The sequence below is a fragment of the Paraburkholderia fungorum genome (assembly GCF_902833645.1).
GTDB lineage: Bacteria > Pseudomonadota > Gammaproteobacteria > Burkholderiales > Burkholderiaceae > Paraburkholderia > Paraburkholderia fungorum.
Genome location: NZ_CADFGE010000001.1, coordinates 480,883 through 495,799 on the forward strand (window position 1 = coordinate 480,883; position 14,917 = coordinate 495,799).

The window sequence follows — 14,917 nt, forward strand, 5'->3', positions numbered from 1 at the left end:
CAGCCTGGCCGCTTCTAGTTGTTGTACTGCGTCGTATCGTAGTACGTGGTCCCATTCTGGCCGCCACCCAACTGCACGAGCCGTGAACCACCGGACGTCAACGCCGGGAACGGGCAGTTCGTGCAGGTCTGGGCGCCGGTGGAATCGATCCCCGAGTAGACAGTGTTCTGATACTGACCGACCGTTGTATTGTTCGGTGCGCCGATCGAGAAGCCGTAGATTGACGTTGTCGAGCCGGAGGCTGTTCCAGGGCTGGCCTGGACCTGCACGGACGTCACCGGATAGGTGGGATTCGGTCCGGTCACGACGCTCGACCACGTGAAACTCATCGCGTACTGCACGCCGGCCAGCGCCCCGCCTGGCGTGAGGAACGGAATCGCGTCCTGCGACAGCGTCGGCCATGCGACCGTGCTGCCCGCCGTAGCGTTCAGCGGACTGCCCGGATTGATGATCGACGACTGGCCGAGCTGCACGCCGCGCTGGTCGTAGAAGGTGACCGTGTAGGTCGCATAGAGCGGCACGGTGCTCGCGTCGATCGATTGCGCCGCGTAGTAGCCGCTCGAAGCCGGCGTGAAGTTCGCGGTCGACGAAAGCGATTGCCATGACCAGCGATAAAGCTCTGTATTGCTGTTCGTCATTGCAGGGGCAACCGGTGCTGCGTTCAACGGCAGATCCGACAGGCCCAGCGAGTTGCTGCCAAGCGCGTTGCGCTGTGTCAGCCAGACCGGCGCAGCGAGGCCAGGCCCCGTGACGGAAGCCGAATACACCGCCGGATTCGAGGCGGTTGGAATCGCAATCTTGAGACCCGACTCATAACGGTTCACGTCCGCCAGCTTCGAATCGAGGAAGGTGCGGCGCTGGATTTGCGACATGATCGACACGGCAAATTGTGACTGATTGCCGATCAGATCCCAGCCGAGCTGCACGCCGCTCGGGAGCGTGACGGGCGTGGCGAGCTGTTGCGCGATGGTGTAGAGCACACCGGCTGACGTACCGTTCACCAGCGTGACCGGCAACTGCACAAGCGCCTGCTGCTTGCCATTGCGCGTGAAGAAAGCGAGTGTCTTCGGCGAACCGAACACCGCGCCGCTGAAGACACCATCGGCCTGGTTGTGGCCTACGGCCAGATCGGTCGAGCCGTTTTCGAGGAAGGTGGCGTCGATGGCCGGCGAGCATGATGTGTTGAGCGCGCCATTCGCCGCGCAGGCAGTCAGCAGGGACGCAAGCGGCTCCAGATAGTTGGCCGCCGCGGCCGGCGCTGCCAGCGTGACCGACTGGGTGGTCTGGTTGTTCAGCGTGACAGTCGTGCCCGGCGCCGCATTCGACACCAGCAACAAGCCACCATTAGCCGCCGACACCAGCGAGACCGTGTCGATCACCGCATCGGCGCCGGTGTGATTCGGCGTAAAGGCCGTACCGACCGGATCGAAGCCCGCCGCCTGAATACCATTCTGCGTGAGAATTTTCGCCAGTATCGAGTCGAGCGTGATGGTGGCGACCTGCACGGACGTCAGCGTCACCTTGGCCAGCGCCGTGGTCGATGCGAGGTCGGCCGGATTACCCGAGGCCGTCAGCATGGCGGCAATCGCGGTGGTCAGCGTGGTGACGTTCGCGATAGCCGGCGCCGTGCCGCCCGGCAGCTTGGCGAGTACGGAGACGAGCGGGGCGGAGACGCCCGTGGGGTCGGTGACGACGATCAGGAATGGCGCGCTCATGCCCTTCACCGAGATCGTGTACGCGCCTTGGGCGTTGGTGCTTGTGCTGGCCTGCGCCCCGGTCGCATCGGTTAGCGTAACGGTCGCGCTCGCCACGGCGGTGCCTCGCGCAACTGTGCCGCTTACCGTGGTGGCCGTGACCGCCGGCGTGCTCGATGATGACGCTGAACTGGAACCGCCGCCGCCGCAACCGCCCAGTTGGAGCATGGCAAGGGCTACGGCGGCCGCGACGCCGCTGCGCACTAACGATCGATGCATGAAATTCCCCGATGCTTCGTTTATATGATTCGCTTGCTACCCTGGCAGACCAGACATGCCGGTGAACTTGACGGTGTTCCAGGTTTGCCGCGCAATGTCGCTGGATTGGATGCCGATTATCACCCGTGATTAATCGATAAGCGGCACATTCCCGACGGGCTTTAGCGCGTTCGGAGAATACTGCAAAGCGGCGCTCTTGTGTCGTGCGCCGGGGAGGCGCTCATTCAGGTTCAGCGTTTCTTACTTACCCAACTCATGGCCGATAATCCCGCCGGCCACCGCGCCGCCTACCGTGCCGACTGTGCTGTGATTGGTCGCCTCGTTACCGATGACCCCACCCGCCGCCGCGCCCCCAAGAGTGCAGCCGGTCGTCGCCGTCAGTAGCGCGAATACCACTGCAAGCGTGCCCAAGCCAGATAGATTTCGCATGATGTCACCTCGGATGTGTAGCGATGCCAAGGGTTCAGCAATTGCCATGCCGCGTCCGTATTACGAGTGTCCGTAGAGTTCGCGATGTACTGGTGTACGGGCGGTCAAACGGGTTTGCTGGAGTGTTCCGCGCTTGCTAGACTGCCCTTCGCCACCCAACTGCAAGCGCGTTTTTGCCGTCGTGCGCCGGCCTGGCGTTCACGTCCGCGACGCAATCAATCGGAGACGCCATGTCCTACCTGCTGCTTATTGTCGAACCCCCGGATCAACGTGTCGAACGCGGCGAGCAGGCGGGGCGCGAGGTCTATGACCAGATGGTGCGTTTTGCCGCCGACCTCAAAGAGCGCGGCAAGCTGCTCGCAGTCGAATCGCTGGCCTCCGAGTCCGTGCGCGTGCAGATGCGCGACGGTCAGCCCACACTGCTCGATGGCCCGTTCGCCGAAGCCAAGGAGATGATCGGCGGCTTCTTCCTGCTCGATTGTGAAACCCGCGAAGAAGCGGTGGCGATTGCGCAAGCCTGCCCGGCCGCGTCGTGGTGCACCGTTGAAGTCCGCAAAACCGGACCCTGTTTCCTGTAAACCGGCTCGCCCGTTCGCGATTATTTTCTTGGGGTTTTCCCTAGATCGACGGCAAATATGTCGATCCACCCGCGCATCGCTCGTCGTGCAAGTAAGGAGCCAGCCAACAGCGAAGGGCTCGCCATCTACTACACGCCACCCAAGGAGCGATTGCGATGCGATTCATGATCATAGTGAAGGCCACTGCCCTGAGCGAAGCCGGCGGGCCGCCGGACGAAGCCCTGATGGCGGCGATGGGCGCGTACCACGAAGAACTGGTCAAGGCCGGCGTGCTGCTCGATGCAACCGGTCTGCAGCCGAGTTCGAAAGGCTGGCGCATCCGCTACAGCGCGGGCAAACGTACGGTGATCGACGGTCCGTTCGCGGAAACCAAGGAGCTGATTGCCGGCTATACGCTGATCCAGGTTCGCTCCCGCGAAGAAGCCATGGAGTGGGCGCGGCGGTTTCCGGCGCCGTTCGGCGAGCAGGCCGACGGCGAAATCGAAGTTCGGCAACTGTATGAACTCGAGGACTTCGAGCCGAGCCCGGAACTGGAGCGCTTCAAAGAGCTGGACGCGGCTAAACGCGGCTGAAGGTGGTTAAGCACTAACCGCGGCTACACAAGTGATCGTCATGCCGATCCGCGCGCCCCATGAGGCGCCGATCCGGCCACATCGAAAGGGATTCATCATGCTCAAAACCATTCTGATCGCCATCGTTGCGGTGGTGGGTCTTGTGCTCATCTACGCGGCAACGCGGCCCGATACCTTCCGCATCGAGCGCAGCGTGCGCATCAAGGCGTCACCCGAGCGGGTCTATGGTTTGATCGACGACCTGCATCAATTCAATCGCTGGAATCCGTTCCTGCGCAAAGATCCCGCGACGCAAGGCACTTACAGCGGCACGCCGGACGGCAAGGGGGCGCGCTATGCGTGGCAAAGCGAGAAGATCGGCGTGGGGCAGATGGAGATCGTCGATACGGCGGTGCCGTCGAGCGTAACGATGAAGCTCGATTTTCTGAAGCCGTTCGAAGCGCACAACGTCGCCGAATTCGAGTTGAAGCCGGAGGCGGGCGAAACCCAGGTCACATGGGCGATGCACGGACCCGCGCCGTTTCTGTCGAAGCTGATGCAGGTGTTCTTCAGCATGGACCGAATGGTCGGCAAGGATTTCGAAGACGGCCTGAGCAATCTGAAAACGCTTGCCGAGGCGAACTGAATACGCGCGATGTGCTGCGCGAGCGGGCACATCGCAGAATCAATGGATTCCATCATGCATAAGCAGATCTACGTCAATCTCGCTGTCGACGATCTCGGACGGTCGAAGGCATTTTTCAGCGCACTCGGTTTTACCTTCGATCCGCAATTCACCAACGAGCAGGCCGCTTGCCTCGTCCTCGGCGAGAACCTCTACGCGATGCTGCTGGTCAAGGACCTGTTCAAGTCCTTCACGCGCAAGTCGCTTTGCAATCCGAAGGAAAGCACGGAAGCGCTGTTAGGGCTCTCATGCGAGAGCCGGGGCGAGGTGGATGCGCTGGTCGCGAAGGCGCTTGCCGCCGGTGGCACGGTGCCGCGCGCGCCGCAGGACTACGGCTTCATGTACGGACATGGCTTCGAAGATATCGACGGCCATATCTGGGAGTTGATCTACATGGACCCGAACGCCAAGGCAGCGGGCTGATTCCGTGACAACACAGGCCACCCATCGTGCCATCGAGGCAGTCTGGCGGATCGAATCCGCCAAGGTCATCGCCCACGTCGCACGGATCGTGCGCGACGTGGGACTGGCCGAAGAGCTGGCGCAGGACGCGCTGGTGGCGGCACTCGAACATTGGCCGGATGCGGGCGTGCCCGACAATCCGGGGGCGTGGCTGATGGCAACCGCGAAGAACCGTGCCCTCGACCGCTTGCGCCAGGAAGCACTGCATGCCCGCAAGCGCGAGGAGTTGGGCCACGATCTCGACGCAAGGGAGGCGCACCTCGTGCCGGATTTCGTCGATAGCCTCGATGCCGCACGCGCCGACGATATCGGCGACGACCTGCTGCGGCTGGTGTTCACCGCGTGCCACCCGGTGTTGTCCACCGACGCCCGCGTCGCGCTCACGCTGCGCCTGCTCGGCGGTCTCACCACCGACGAAATCGCGCGGGCATTCCTCGTGCCCGAGTCGACCGTCGCACAGCGCATCGTGCGGGCCAAGCGCACGCTGTCCGCGGCCAAGGTGCCGTTCGAAGTGCCGCAGGCGGATGCGCGTGCGCCGCGGCTCGCCTCGGTGCTGCAGGTGATTTATCTGATTTTCAACGAAGGCTATTCGGCCACTGCCGGCGACGACTGGATGCGACCGGCGTTGTGCGAGGAAGCGCTGCGACTGGGGCGCGTGCTGAGCGGGCTCGTGCCGGACGAAGGCGAAGTGCACGGCCTCGTCGCATTGATGGAAATCCAGGCGTCGCGCACCCACGCGCGTACCGATAGCGAGGGCAAGCCGGTGCTGCTGCTCGATCAGGACCGCAGCCGCTGGGACCCGTTGCTGATCCGCCGTGGCCTGGCCGCGCTCGCCACCGCGCACGCGTTGGGCGGCGCGAGCGGGCCGTATGCGTTGCAGGCCGCGTTAGCCGCGTGTCATGCGCGCGCGCGTCGCGCCGACGAGACCGACTGGGTGCAGATCGTTGCGTTGTACGACGCGCTGGCGCAGGTGGCGCCTTCGCCGGTGGTCGAGTTGAACCGGGCAGTGGCAGTCGGCATGGCGTTCGGGCCGGCTGCCGGACTGGAAATCGTCGATGCGCTCGCCGCCGATGCGGCGCTCGCGAACTATCACTGGCTGCCGAGCGTGCGTGGCGATCTGCTGGAGAAACTCGGCCGCGTGGATGAGGCACGCGCCGAATTCGAACGCGCTGCCGCCATGACGCGCAATGCGCGCGAGCGCGAACTGTTGCTCGAGCGTGCCGCGCGCGGCCGCACGCATTGAACCTGAAGCGTACCCGGACAACTCACCGGATCAACTGACGCACACCCAGCGCGACGATCAGGCCGCCGCACACGCGATCTATCCACGCCTTGCAGCGCCGGTACGCCGAAGCAATCCGCGCCTGCGACAACGTGAGCGCGACGAATCCATACCAGCTGCTCGCGACCACGCAGACCATGCCGAGCATGGCGGCAAATGTGCCGACGCTGACATGCGGCGGCGCGGCGGAAGAAAACACCGCGGCAAAGAACGCCATCGACTTCGGATTCGCGATGTTGGTCGCAAAGCCCTGCGCGAATGCTTGCCGAAAGCCGCCGGTCGACGCATGCAGGCGCTGCGCCGGCTTACCTGCGGAAGCGTTCGCGATGAGGCGGCCGCCGAACCAGATCAGATAACCGGCGCCGGCGATCTTCACTGCCAGCGCGAGCCACGGAAACGCGGTGAACACGATGCCGACGCCGAGAATCGCGCAGCTTGCCCAGAACAGATTGACGAGCACGATGCCGCCGACCATCGAGAGCGCCTCGACGCGCGTCGCCGAGGCGGCCTTGTGCGCCACTGCGACAAAGTTCGGACCGGGGATCACCACGCCGGCTATGTACACGGAAAAAACGCCCAGAACGGCGGACCCATCAATCACGCATTGCTCCTTAACTCATCCATCGGGCAAGACGTAGCATAACCGCCAATCGCGCCGGACATGGGCGCAGCGCCCGTCGCTCAATCAAGCGGCAAAGAACGCCAAAGCGGCCGTAACCACACCCGCTGCGGCAACACCGAACGACAGATTGCGCAGCCATTTCTTGCGCGTCAGCAACGTGATCGCGCACAGGGCGATCGCTACCTGAATCAGGGTCGTGGCCTGGGCCCAGCGGTGATGGCCGTGCAGCAGTGCTTCACTTTTCGTGTCGTTATCGACGACTTCCTTCTCGATCGCTTCAGCCTTCGCGCGGATCGGCTCCTTCTGCTGCTTGTACTTGTCGACGTCGGCGAGGAATTTGGCATGCGCGTCGGCATTGCTGGCCGATAGCGCCGCGCCGAGTTCAGCGAGATTCTCTTTCTCGCCCTTGGCCTGGTAATAGTTCCATTGATTCGACGCTTCGGTCTTTTTAATGGCGGCTTCGTTCTTGTAGTAAAGCGCCAGATTTTCGCTGTTGCCGCTCTGGTAGGCGCACAGCGCGCCAATCGTCGCGAGGATTGCCGTCATCACGGCCATGCGGCTCGCAAAGGGATCCTCGTCGTGGTGGCCGGCGTGTTCAACCGCATGGTCGTGCGGACCATGCACTTCATATTCTTCAGACATCTGATTCTCCGAGCGAAGCTTTTCTTGTGATCTCCGGGCGGCGCGCATGGCGCTGGCCCCTGCGTGGACGACGCGGCAAGCGCTGCCCGCCGGCCCGGCGGGCTCAATCTTAGCGTGTGGCGACCGGCGATGGAAAAGCTATCGGCGCGAAGGGATGTCGATGACGGACGTCGATGAGGAACGTCAACAGGCGGACGAACAGGCGGACGAAGGGCGACCGTCAGTGAATACCGGCCGCCAGCCACGTCCGCACGAGCGGGATCATATGTTCACCGGCCAGCATGCCGAGCAGGCCGACTAGCGCGACCGTCGGCGGGGCCGGCGACTTCACCTGCATGATGCTGTACAGCAGACCGACCACGACGCCGGCAACAAGCGAGATCAAATACGCTTTCATGTTCGATAAACCCATCTGAAATGCGGGCCGCCACGCCCGCTGGTCGCTTCGGCAGTTACATCGTGATGACGATCCGGCCGCGCGTGCCGGCGGCCACTGCCTCATAGGCTTCGCGAGTCCGTTCGAGCGGGAATTCCTGCGCGATGGCCGGCCCTTGCAGCTTGCCGCTTTCGAAGCCTTCCACCAGCGCGGTCATCAGCGGTGCCGATTCGGCGACGCCCAGCTTGGCGCTGTCCACGCCGAGGAGTTGCGTTTCGTTGTGGTAGAAATCGATCAGATCGAATTCCACGCGACGCTGGCCCGTGGCGCTGATCTCCAGCACCCGGCCGCGTCGTTTGACGAGACTTAGTGCAGTCTGAAACGCGACACCGCCGACGGTGTCGTACACCACATCCGCACCGGCGCCGCCGGTTAGCGCCTTCAGGCGCGCCGTCACGTTTTCGTCGAGCGGGACGTACTCGTCGAGCAAACGCGCCGCCGGGGTGTCGGCGGAAAGCGGATGACGGTCGACCCCGATCACGCGGGCGCCCCGTGCTTTCGCGATTTGCACCACCGCGCCGCCGACAGCGCCGCCCGCCCCGATCACGGCAATCGTTTCGCCTGCCTGCAGATGGGCGTACTCGACCGTGCCGAGCCACGCGACCACGAAGCTCACGCCGATCGCGGATGCCTGCGCATGGCTGAGCGTAGCGGGTTTGCGCGACAAGGCGGTGAGCGGAATCTTGATGAACTCGGCGTGGGTGCCGTCGCGTGTGAAGCCGATGTCGCCGCCCGTGCCCCAGACTTCCGCGCCGAGCCAGGCGGGCGGGCCATCCACCACGACGCCGCTGAAGTCGCGGCCGGGCGTGCGCGGCAGGACCGTGTGCTCGAAATGGCCGGACACGTTCTTGACGTCGCTCGGATTCACCGAGGCCGCCTTGATTTGCACCACGGCGCTATCCGCGTCGGCTTGCGGCGTCGGCAGATCGACGATTTCGAGTACCTGGGGTTGGCCAAAAGTCTTGAACTGAATCGCTTTCATCGCTTGTTACTCCTGTCAGGTCTTGTGCTGCTTCGTGCAGCGGATGAGCGTAGTCTACGTGGCCGGTATGGAAGCGTTGAGACAAAGACTTTCGAATTTCGGACAAAACGCGGTGTGGGCTGGCCGACTGCCGCTGTTGGGCTGGGGAACGGCCAGCGCGCCGGGCTCACCCGTTCGTGGCGTGCGTGGACTGCCCGTCTTGCACGGGCTCCGGCGCACTACCGGCCGCGTTCGCCTCGCCCAGCGTCGCGCCCGGATCGAAGCCGGTCGGCGGCGCGCCCAGCTCGCGCCGGAACATGTCGCTGAAGCTGCTCGGCTGGAAACCCAGCGAGCGGGCGATGCTGCTGACCGGGCGTCCCTCGGCGAGACCTGATACGGCGACCGCCAGTTGCACCTGGCGCCGCCATTCGGCAAAACCAAGCCCCAACTCGCGAGTAAAGAGACGCGCCAGCGTGCGCACGCTGGCGCCGACCGACGCCGCATGCTGTTCGAAGCTGATCGCGATCGAGGGGTTATCGATGACCGCGCGGCACAAGGCGTCGAGCCGCCGGTCCGACGCATCGGGCAGCGCGATGCGCAGCGACGAGCGCGGGGCGTGCCCCAGCTCCAGCATCGCGAGACGATAGGCGGCGTCGAGATAGGTCTCGTCGCGAGCATGGGTGCGCTCGTGTTCGGCAATCGATGTGATGAGTTCACGCAACAGGCCGTTGATCTCGAACACGTCGCTGCGCTGACTCAGGTGGCCGACGTTGCGCTCGTGGAAATAGATATTGCGCATTTCCACTTCGCTCATCATGTGGATGGAGTGAACGGTGCCGGCCGGCAGCCAGACCGCGCGCTGCGGCGGCACCACCAGCGCCTCGCGGCCGACTTCCACCCACATCACGCCCGATACCGCGTACAGCACCTGTGCCCACGTATGGGAATGCGGGTCGATGCGCAGCCCGCGCGGATAGTGCCGGGCGAGGGAGCGGGCGTCGGCGTCGTCGTGAAGTTCGGGTGGGCGGGCTTTGGGCACGGCGGTTCGCTTCGCTGTTCACGGTTCGCTCTTCGCGCATGAAGAGCGTGGACCGGGTGGTCCGTGTGCGAAGCATAGCGCGAGGCGTGCAACGGTGGCTATTGCGCGCGGTTCGCCTACGTACGATGTCCCATCATGAGCAGCAGCAACGACAAGGTCACCACCGATCCCACCGTCGACAGCAAGATCGTGCGGGAGGTGATATGCGCCTCGCGGCGGTAGAACTCGGCCAGCATGAACGGGCCGGTGCCGGTGGGCAGCGCGGCCAGCACGACGGCCATTTCGACCAGCGCGGACGAGAGCCCGAACACGCGCGCCGCGAGCCACCAGGTCAGCGCCGGCTGTCCCAGCAGCTTGACGCCGCTCAGCAGCAGCGCGATACCGCGCGTGCCGGTGCCGGTTTCGGACGATGGACGTTTTTCTGCGAGGAACAGGCCAAGGCTGACCAGCGCACACGGACTGGCAGCGCCGCTCAACAGCTTCAGAAAGGTCTCCGCGCTTTGCGGCAATGCGACGTGAGTGGCCGCCAGCAGCACGCCCGCAATCGGCGACACGATCAACGGATTGCGCGCCAGCGAGCCCAGCACTTTCAGCCCCAGCTTGTGCGGCGTGCGTTCGGTCTGCAAGCCGACTTCGATCAGCACGATGGCAAGCGCAAACAGCACGCACGCGACGAGGATCGTGGCGATCGTGGTCGGCGTCAGGCTGGCCGCGCCGAACGCGATCATGCCAAGCGGAAAGCCGATGTAGCCGGTGTTCGGATACGACGCCGCAATGGCGTCGACGCTCGCGTCAGCCAGATGGCGGCCGCTGAACATACGGATGGCGAGAATCGGCAGAAACGCGCCGAGGCAACCGATCGAAAATGCCGCGACGAAGGCCGGTTGATAGAGCTGCTGCCACGTGGCATGCGCCATGGTGTCGAACAGCAGCGCCGGCAATGCCAGCCATACAACGAAGCGATTTAGTTCGGACGCGCTGTTCGGTCCGAGCACGCCGCGCCGGCGGCAGGCAAAGCCCGCGAAAATCAGGCCGAATACGGGAAGAAGAATCTCTAGAGTGGCTAACATCGGTGCAAAAGGTAGGGGCGCGGAGAACGATGCGCCAGCGTAGTGGCTTGCGTTGATACAATCCAATACTGTTTTTTTAGTCCAATAATACCTTTTCTGCATCGTCAATCAGCCCGAGGGCGTCGTGATCGATATCAAGCCGTTGCGCTACTTCGTGACACTCGCCGAGACGCGACATTTCGGCCGTGCGGCGGCGCGCCTGAATCTGTCGCAGCCGCCGTTGAGCCGGCAACTGGCGGCGCTGGAGGCGAGTCTCGGTGTGACGCTGCTCGAGCGCAGTCCGCGCAGTGTCACGCTGACCGCGGCAGGCGAGCGCTTTTACGCCGATGCGAAGGCGATCCTTGCGTCGGTGGAGCAGGCGGTCAGCAATGCCCAGGCGGCGGCGCACGGCGACGCCGGCAAGCTGGCCATCGGTTTTACGATGTGTGCCGCGTACAACGTCGTGCCTGGCTATGCGCGCGCGTTCGGCGCGGCGTTTCCCGAGGTCGCATTGAATCTGCGCGAAGTCGTGTCGAACGATCTGGCCGCGCAGGTGCTGTCCGGGCAGATCGACGCGGCGATCATGTTTCCTGGCGTGCCCGACAAGGGCATCGCGACACGGACGATTCTGCGCGAGCCTTTGTGCGTGGCATTGTCGCGCAACCATCCGCGAGCGCGCGCACGGCGTCTGGCGATCGCGCAACTGGCGGCCGAGCCGTTCGTGCTGGCGTTGGAGGAAGTCGCGCCGAGCTTGCGCGCAACGATCCTCGAGCATTGCCGCTCGGGCGGCTTCGAACCGGATATCCGCTTTGAAGTGCAGTTGCAGCAGACCGTGCTCAGTCTCGTCGAAGAAGGCGTAGGGGTGGCGCTCGTGCCAGCCTCGATGCGTAAGGCGCAACTCGCGGGCGTGGTGTTCCGGCCGCTGGTCGATGCGCCGCTGATCGAGCAGGTGCTGGCGTGGTCGCCGGCTAATCGCAATCCGTGTCTGGCGCGGTTTCTTGAGTTGGCGTGAAGGGGGAGCATTTTGATGGGACGCTGCGAGTGCCACTTGGACACCGCAGGGATTTTTGCGGCGACCCTGACGTGCAAAAAATCTGCGATCATCCTTGGCACCCTTTAACGCCTCTCAATCCCAAAGCGTTCAACCCCAGCCACCCATGCCCACCCACCCCACGCTCCTCACCACCGACCGTCTGATCATGCGTCCGCACACGCGCGACGATTTCCTCGAGAGCTATGCGATGTGGTCCGATCCCGAGGTGATCCGCTACATCGGCGGCAAGCCGTTCACACGTGAAGAGGTCTGGGCGCGCCTGCTGCGTTACGCCGGACATTGGGCGATGCTGGGATACGGTTACTGGGTGGTGCGGGAAAAGGACAGCGGCCGGTTCCTGGGTGAAGTCGGCTTTGCCGACTACCACCGCGATATCGAACCTTCGTTGATGAACACACCTGAGATCGGTTGGGCACTCGACCCCGCCGTCCACAATCGCGGCTACGCGACCGAAGCGGTGCGTGTGGCACTTGCGTGGGCCGACACGCGGTGGCCTGACGGCGAGACTGTCTGCATCATCGCGCCGGAAAACCAGCCGTCATTGCGTGTCGCGCACAAGTGCGGTTATCGCGAGCAACATCGGACGACGTATAAAGGCAAACCAACCATCGTGCTGCGGCGAGCAGCAGGCATTGCCTGAATCGTCGCGCGGCATATGCGCGGTTCACGCGCCGACACTCGGCCGGCGCGTGAACCGGCTGTCTTATTGACCGCCGTACAGACCGTCTTATTGAGCGCCTTCGCTGGCCGCCGCCCGTTGCCGCGCTATCAGATCCACTAAGCGTTCAACCTGCTTGCCCTGCGCGTCGAAGTTGCCGGCATCGAGCCAGCGTACATAGCTCGGGCGCAGCGCGGGCCATTCACTGTCGATAATCGAAAACCACGCGGTGTCGCGATTGCGTTCGTGATACACGATCGCCTGCCGGAAGATGCCTTCGAACGTAAAGCCATAGCGCAACGCCGCTGTGCGCGACGGCCCATTGAGCGAATCGCACTTCCATTCGAAGCGGCGATAGCCGAGCTCGTCGAACACATGGCGCATGAGCAGGAACATCGCTTCCGTGGCAACGCGCGTGCGCTTCAGGAGCGGCGAAAAAGTGACGTGCCCGACTTCGATCACGCCGTTCGCGCGGTCGATGCGCATCAGCGCGAGTGTGCCGACGGCCTTCCCGGACGCGAGATCGATCACCGCGTAGTGCAGGGGATCCGGCGATGCAGCCATGCGCGTCAGATGTTCGCGATACGCGGCAAGGCTCTCAAACGGGCCAACCGCCAGATAGGTCCAGTCGCGGGCGTCGGCCGCCGAGCTATACGCTTCGTACAGGTCCGCCGCATGGCGCTCCACGTCCACCGATTCGACCCGGCAGTAGCGGCCCAGCAGCGGCTCACGGCCGGGTGCCTGAGCGCCTTTCCAGCCCGGCACGGGGGCGCCGATCGGCTGCCCGAAAGCGTTATGTCTGGGTTCCATGTGTGTACTCCTGTGGATAGGGATCGTCGTTGCTTACGGAGAACGATACGGCAAACGTGGTATGTTAAAAAGATCCAGCGCAACAGCATTTGATAGATCCAGCCACAATGATCGAGATCATAGGCCCGCTCGCCAATCCGGCCGCCGGTAGCGTCGAAAAGTCCGTGCCCCTGCAGAAACAACTGATTGAGCGTTTGCAGCAGGCCATCCTCGCCGGGCGCTTGCCGGCCGGGTCGCTGCTACCGTCGTCACGCCTGCTGGCCGCGGAGATGGGCGTGTCGCGCAATACCGTGGTGATCGCGTACGAGCATCTGGCCGCGGTTGGCTATGTGGTGGCCGATAAAAAGGGCACACGCGTGAGTCCGCTCTCCAGTCCGGCGGCACGCGGTGAACCGCAAACCCTGCCGCCCGCGCCGAACGTCGCCTACGCGGCACGCGTCGAGCAATTCACGGCAACGCGCACCCACGTCGACAACACCTTGCCGATGACTCCCGGCACCCCCGCGCTGGATCGCTTTCCTGTGGCCGCCTGGCGGCGCGCGCTGGAACGTTCGATGGAGCGTGCGCTGCCAATGGCGCTCGGCTACGGCGACCCGACCGGCGAGCCGGCGCTGCGCGACGCGATCGCCGGGCATTTGCGGATGGCGCGCGGCGTGCGCTGCGACGGCTCGCAGGTGATCATCACCGAAGGCGCGCAGGAGGCGCTGAACCTGTGCGTGCGGCTGTTCACCAATCCCGGCGACATCGCGTGGGTGGAAGATCCGGGCTATCGCGGCGCCAAGGCGGCGTTCAATCTCGGCGACCTGACCATGGTGCCGATGCCGGTGGACCCCGAAGGCATCGCGGTGCCGCCCGACGCATGGGACACACATCCGCCCAGGCTGATCTACACGTCGCCCGCCCATCAGTATCCAACCGGTGCGGTGCTCTCGGTGGCGCGTCGGCTCGAGTTGATTGCCCAGACGCGCCGCTGCGGCGCCTGGCTGATCGAAGACGACTACGACGGCGAATTCCGCCACACCGGCGAGCCGATCGCCAGCATGCAGGGTCTGGTCGACGACGCGCCGGTTCTGTACGTCGGCTCATTCAGCAAAACCATGTTTCCGGCCTTGCGCATCGGCTTCGTGGTGTTGCCGCGCGCCATTGCCGCGCACACAGCCGTGGCGTTGCAGGAGACGTTGCGTGGCGGGCATCGTCTGGAGCAACTGGCGCTGTCGCATTTCATCGACAGCGGCGAATTCGGGCGGCATCTGGGCCGCATGCGGCGTTTGTACCGGGAGCGCCAGCAGGCGCTGCGCGATGCGCTCGCCGAACACTTCGCGCCGTCGCAGATTCTGGGCGGCAATTGCGGCATGCATCTGACGCTGCGCTTGCCGCCGTCTATTTCCGATCGGACCCTCGCGGCACGCGCGCTGGCCGAGCGGCTCAATCCGCGTGCGCTGTCGGGTTTTGCATTGCAGCAGCGCGACGAGGCAAACGGACTTGTGATCGGCTATGGCAGCACGCCGGCCGGGCAACTGGCGCCGGCTGTGCGGGTTCTGGCCAGGCTGGCGCGCGCGATGGCAGGCGAGTCGGGCGGCGCCTTGGCAAATAGGGCGGAAAGCAGGTCGACAGGCGGATCGACGAGCGCAACAGCACGCAGGCGCGCCGTGTAAGTTTTTACGTTTGTCCGCATGGCCCATGTCG

The 14,917-nt window shown here is 64.3% G+C and carries 17 protein-coding genes; 8 read left to right on the plus strand and 9 right to left on the minus strand.

Translation table 11 applies throughout. The features are described 5' to 3' along the window. Window positions 1–14: 14 nt before the first annotated feature. Window positions 15–1,973 (minus strand): carboxypeptidase-like regulatory domain-containing protein, encoded by a 1,959-nt coding sequence (locus HWX91_RS02065; protein ID WP_028195884.1) that lies wholly within the window; start codon window positions 1,971–1,973, stop codon window positions 15–17. Between the two features lie 240 nt (window positions 1,974–2,213). Next, the gene (locus tag HWX91_RS02070; RefSeq protein ID WP_028195883.1) at window positions 2,214–2,402 is read right to left on the minus strand and encodes a glycine zipper 2TM domain-containing protein; all 189 of its coding nucleotides are present in this window, start codon (window positions 2,400–2,402) and stop codon (window positions 2,214–2,216) included. A 230-nt stretch (window positions 2,403–2,632) separates the two neighbouring features. On the opposite strand from HWX91_RS02070, the gene HWX91_RS02075 reads away from it, so the two are divergent. From HWX91_RS02075 to HWX91_RS02095, 5 genes are all read left to right on the plus strand, one after another. Next, entirely contained in the window at window positions 2,633–2,980 is a 348-nt protein-coding gene (locus HWX91_RS02075) for a YciI family protein (RefSeq protein ID WP_028195882.1), read from the plus strand. Between the two features lie 155 nt (window positions 2,981–3,135). After that, window positions 3,136–3,552 carry a YciI family protein gene (locus HWX91_RS02080; protein ID WP_028195881.1) on the plus strand — a complete coding sequence of 139 codons (417 nt, stop codon included), beginning with the start codon at window positions 3,136–3,138 and terminating at the stop codon, window positions 3,550–3,552. 97 nt (window positions 3,553–3,649) lie between these two features. Further along, window positions 3,650–4,177: an SRPBCC family protein gene (locus HWX91_RS02085; RefSeq protein ID WP_028195880.1), complete on the plus strand. Its 528-nt coding sequence runs from the start codon at window positions 3,650–3,652 to the stop codon at window positions 4,175–4,177. Window positions 4,178–4,231: 54 nt separating this feature from the next. Further along, window positions 4,232–4,639 (plus strand): VOC family protein, encoded by a 408-nt coding sequence (locus HWX91_RS02090; RefSeq protein ID WP_028195879.1) that lies wholly within the window; start codon window positions 4,232–4,234, stop codon window positions 4,637–4,639. Between the two features lie 4 nt (window positions 4,640–4,643). Beyond that, window positions 4,644–5,921, plus strand: coding sequence for an RNA polymerase sigma factor (locus tag HWX91_RS02095; RefSeq protein WP_028195878.1), 1,278 nt, complete (start codon window positions 4,644–4,646; stop codon window positions 5,919–5,921). A gap of 22 nt (window positions 5,922–5,943) precedes the next feature. Here HWX91_RS02095 and HWX91_RS02100 read toward each other — a convergent pair whose 3' ends face one another. From HWX91_RS02100 to HWX91_RS02125, 6 genes are all read right to left on the minus strand, one after another. Beyond that, window positions 5,944–6,561, minus strand: a complete 618-nt coding sequence (locus tag HWX91_RS02100; RefSeq protein WP_028195877.1) for a LysE family translocator — start codon at window positions 6,559–6,561, stop codon at window positions 5,944–5,946. Window positions 6,562–6,645: 84 nt separating this feature from the next. After that, the gene (locus tag HWX91_RS02105; protein ID WP_028195876.1) at window positions 6,646–7,224 is read right to left on the minus strand and encodes a DUF4337 domain-containing protein; all 579 of its coding nucleotides are present in this window, start codon (window positions 7,222–7,224) and stop codon (window positions 6,646–6,648) included. 220 nt (window positions 7,225–7,444) lie between these two features. After that, entirely contained in the window at window positions 7,445–7,621 is a 177-nt protein-coding gene (locus HWX91_RS02110; RefSeq protein WP_035519351.1) for a DUF1427 family protein, read from the minus strand. A 55-nt stretch (window positions 7,622–7,676) separates the two neighbouring features. Then, entirely contained in the window at window positions 7,677–8,642 is a 966-nt protein-coding gene (locus HWX91_RS02115) for a quinone oxidoreductase family protein (protein WP_028195875.1), read from the minus strand. Between the two features lie 166 nt (window positions 8,643–8,808). Then, window positions 8,809–9,660: an AraC family transcriptional regulator gene (locus HWX91_RS02120; protein WP_028195874.1), complete on the minus strand. Its 852-nt coding sequence runs from the start codon at window positions 9,658–9,660 to the stop codon at window positions 8,809–8,811. Window positions 9,661–9,776: 116 nt separating this feature from the next. Beyond that, on the minus strand, window positions 9,777–10,730 hold the full coding sequence (locus HWX91_RS02125) for an AEC family transporter (protein ID WP_028195873.1): 954 nt from the start codon (window positions 10,728–10,730) through the stop codon (window positions 9,777–9,779). A 124-nt stretch (window positions 10,731–10,854) separates the two neighbouring features. Between HWX91_RS02125 and HWX91_RS02130 the strand changes: the two genes are divergently transcribed. Continuing rightward, a complete protein-coding gene (locus HWX91_RS02130; RefSeq protein WP_028195872.1) occupies window positions 10,855–11,721 on the plus strand; it encodes a LysR family transcriptional regulator in 867 nt (288 codons plus the stop codon). Between the two features lie 145 nt (window positions 11,722–11,866). Continuing rightward, the gene (locus tag HWX91_RS02135) at window positions 11,867–12,403 is read left to right on the plus strand and encodes a GNAT family N-acetyltransferase (protein ID WP_028195871.1); all 537 of its coding nucleotides are present in this window, start codon (window positions 11,867–11,869) and stop codon (window positions 12,401–12,403) included. Between the two features lie 87 nt (window positions 12,404–12,490). Here the strand turns inward: HWX91_RS02135 and HWX91_RS02140 are convergent, their stop codons facing one another. After that, window positions 12,491–13,231: a GNAT family N-acetyltransferase gene (locus tag HWX91_RS02140; protein WP_028195870.1), complete on the minus strand. Its 741-nt coding sequence runs from the start codon at window positions 13,229–13,231 to the stop codon at window positions 12,491–12,493. 107 nt (window positions 13,232–13,338) lie between these two features. On the opposite strand from HWX91_RS02140, the gene pdxR reads away from it, so the two are divergent. Then, complete coding sequence (gene pdxR / locus HWX91_RS02145) at window positions 13,339–14,886, plus strand: MocR-like pyridoxine biosynthesis transcription factor PdxR (protein ID WP_042274667.1); 1,548 nt, start codon at window positions 13,339–13,341, stop codon at window positions 14,884–14,886. The last annotated feature ends 31 nt before the right edge of the window (window positions 14,887–14,917 follow it).

Excerpts from the sequence above, each read along its gene's own strand:
- HWX91_RS02065 (WP_028195884.1), bottom strand. The coding sequence starts at position 1,973 with ATGCATCGATCGTTAGTGCGCAGCGGCGTCGCGGCCGCCGTAGCCCTT.
- HWX91_RS02070 (WP_028195883.1), bottom strand. The coding sequence starts at position 2,402 with ATGCGAAATCTATCTGGCTTGGGCACGCTTGCAGTGGTATTCGCGCTA.
- HWX91_RS02075 (WP_028195882.1), top strand. The coding sequence starts at position 2,633 with ATGTCCTACCTGCTGCTTATTGTCGAACCCCCGGATCAACGTGTCGAA.
- HWX91_RS02080 (WP_028195881.1), top strand. The coding sequence starts at position 3,136 with ATGCGATTCATGATCATAGTGAAGGCCACTGCCCTGAGCGAAGCCGGC.
- HWX91_RS02085 (WP_028195880.1), top strand. The coding sequence starts at position 3,650 with ATGCTCAAAACCATTCTGATCGCCATCGTTGCGGTGGTGGGTCTTGTG.
- HWX91_RS02090 (WP_028195879.1), top strand. The coding sequence starts at position 4,232 with ATGCATAAGCAGATCTACGTCAATCTCGCTGTCGACGATCTCGGACGG.
- HWX91_RS02105 (WP_028195876.1), bottom strand. The coding sequence starts at position 7,224 with ATGTCTGAAGAATATGAAGTGCATGGTCCGCACGACCATGCGGTTGAA.
- HWX91_RS02110 (WP_035519351.1), bottom strand. The coding sequence starts at position 7,621 with ATGAAAGCGTATTTGATCTCGCTTGTTGCCGGCGTCGTGGTCGGTCTG.
- HWX91_RS02115 (WP_028195875.1), bottom strand. The coding sequence starts at position 8,642 with ATGAAAGCGATTCAGTTCAAGACTTTTGGCCAACCCCAGGTACTCGAA.
- HWX91_RS02125 (WP_028195873.1), bottom strand. The coding sequence starts at position 10,730 with ATGTTAGCCACTCTAGAGATTCTTCTTCCCGTATTCGGCCTGATTTTC.
- HWX91_RS02135 (WP_028195871.1), top strand. The coding sequence starts at position 11,867 with ATGCCCACCCACCCCACGCTCCTCACCACCGACCGTCTGATCATGCGT.
- HWX91_RS02140 (WP_028195870.1), bottom strand. The coding sequence starts at position 13,231 with ATGGAACCCAGACATAACGCTTTCGGGCAGCCGATCGGCGCCCCCGTG.
- pdxR (WP_042274667.1), top strand. The coding sequence starts at position 13,339 with ATGATCGAGATCATAGGCCCGCTCGCCAATCCGGCCGCCGGTAGCGTC.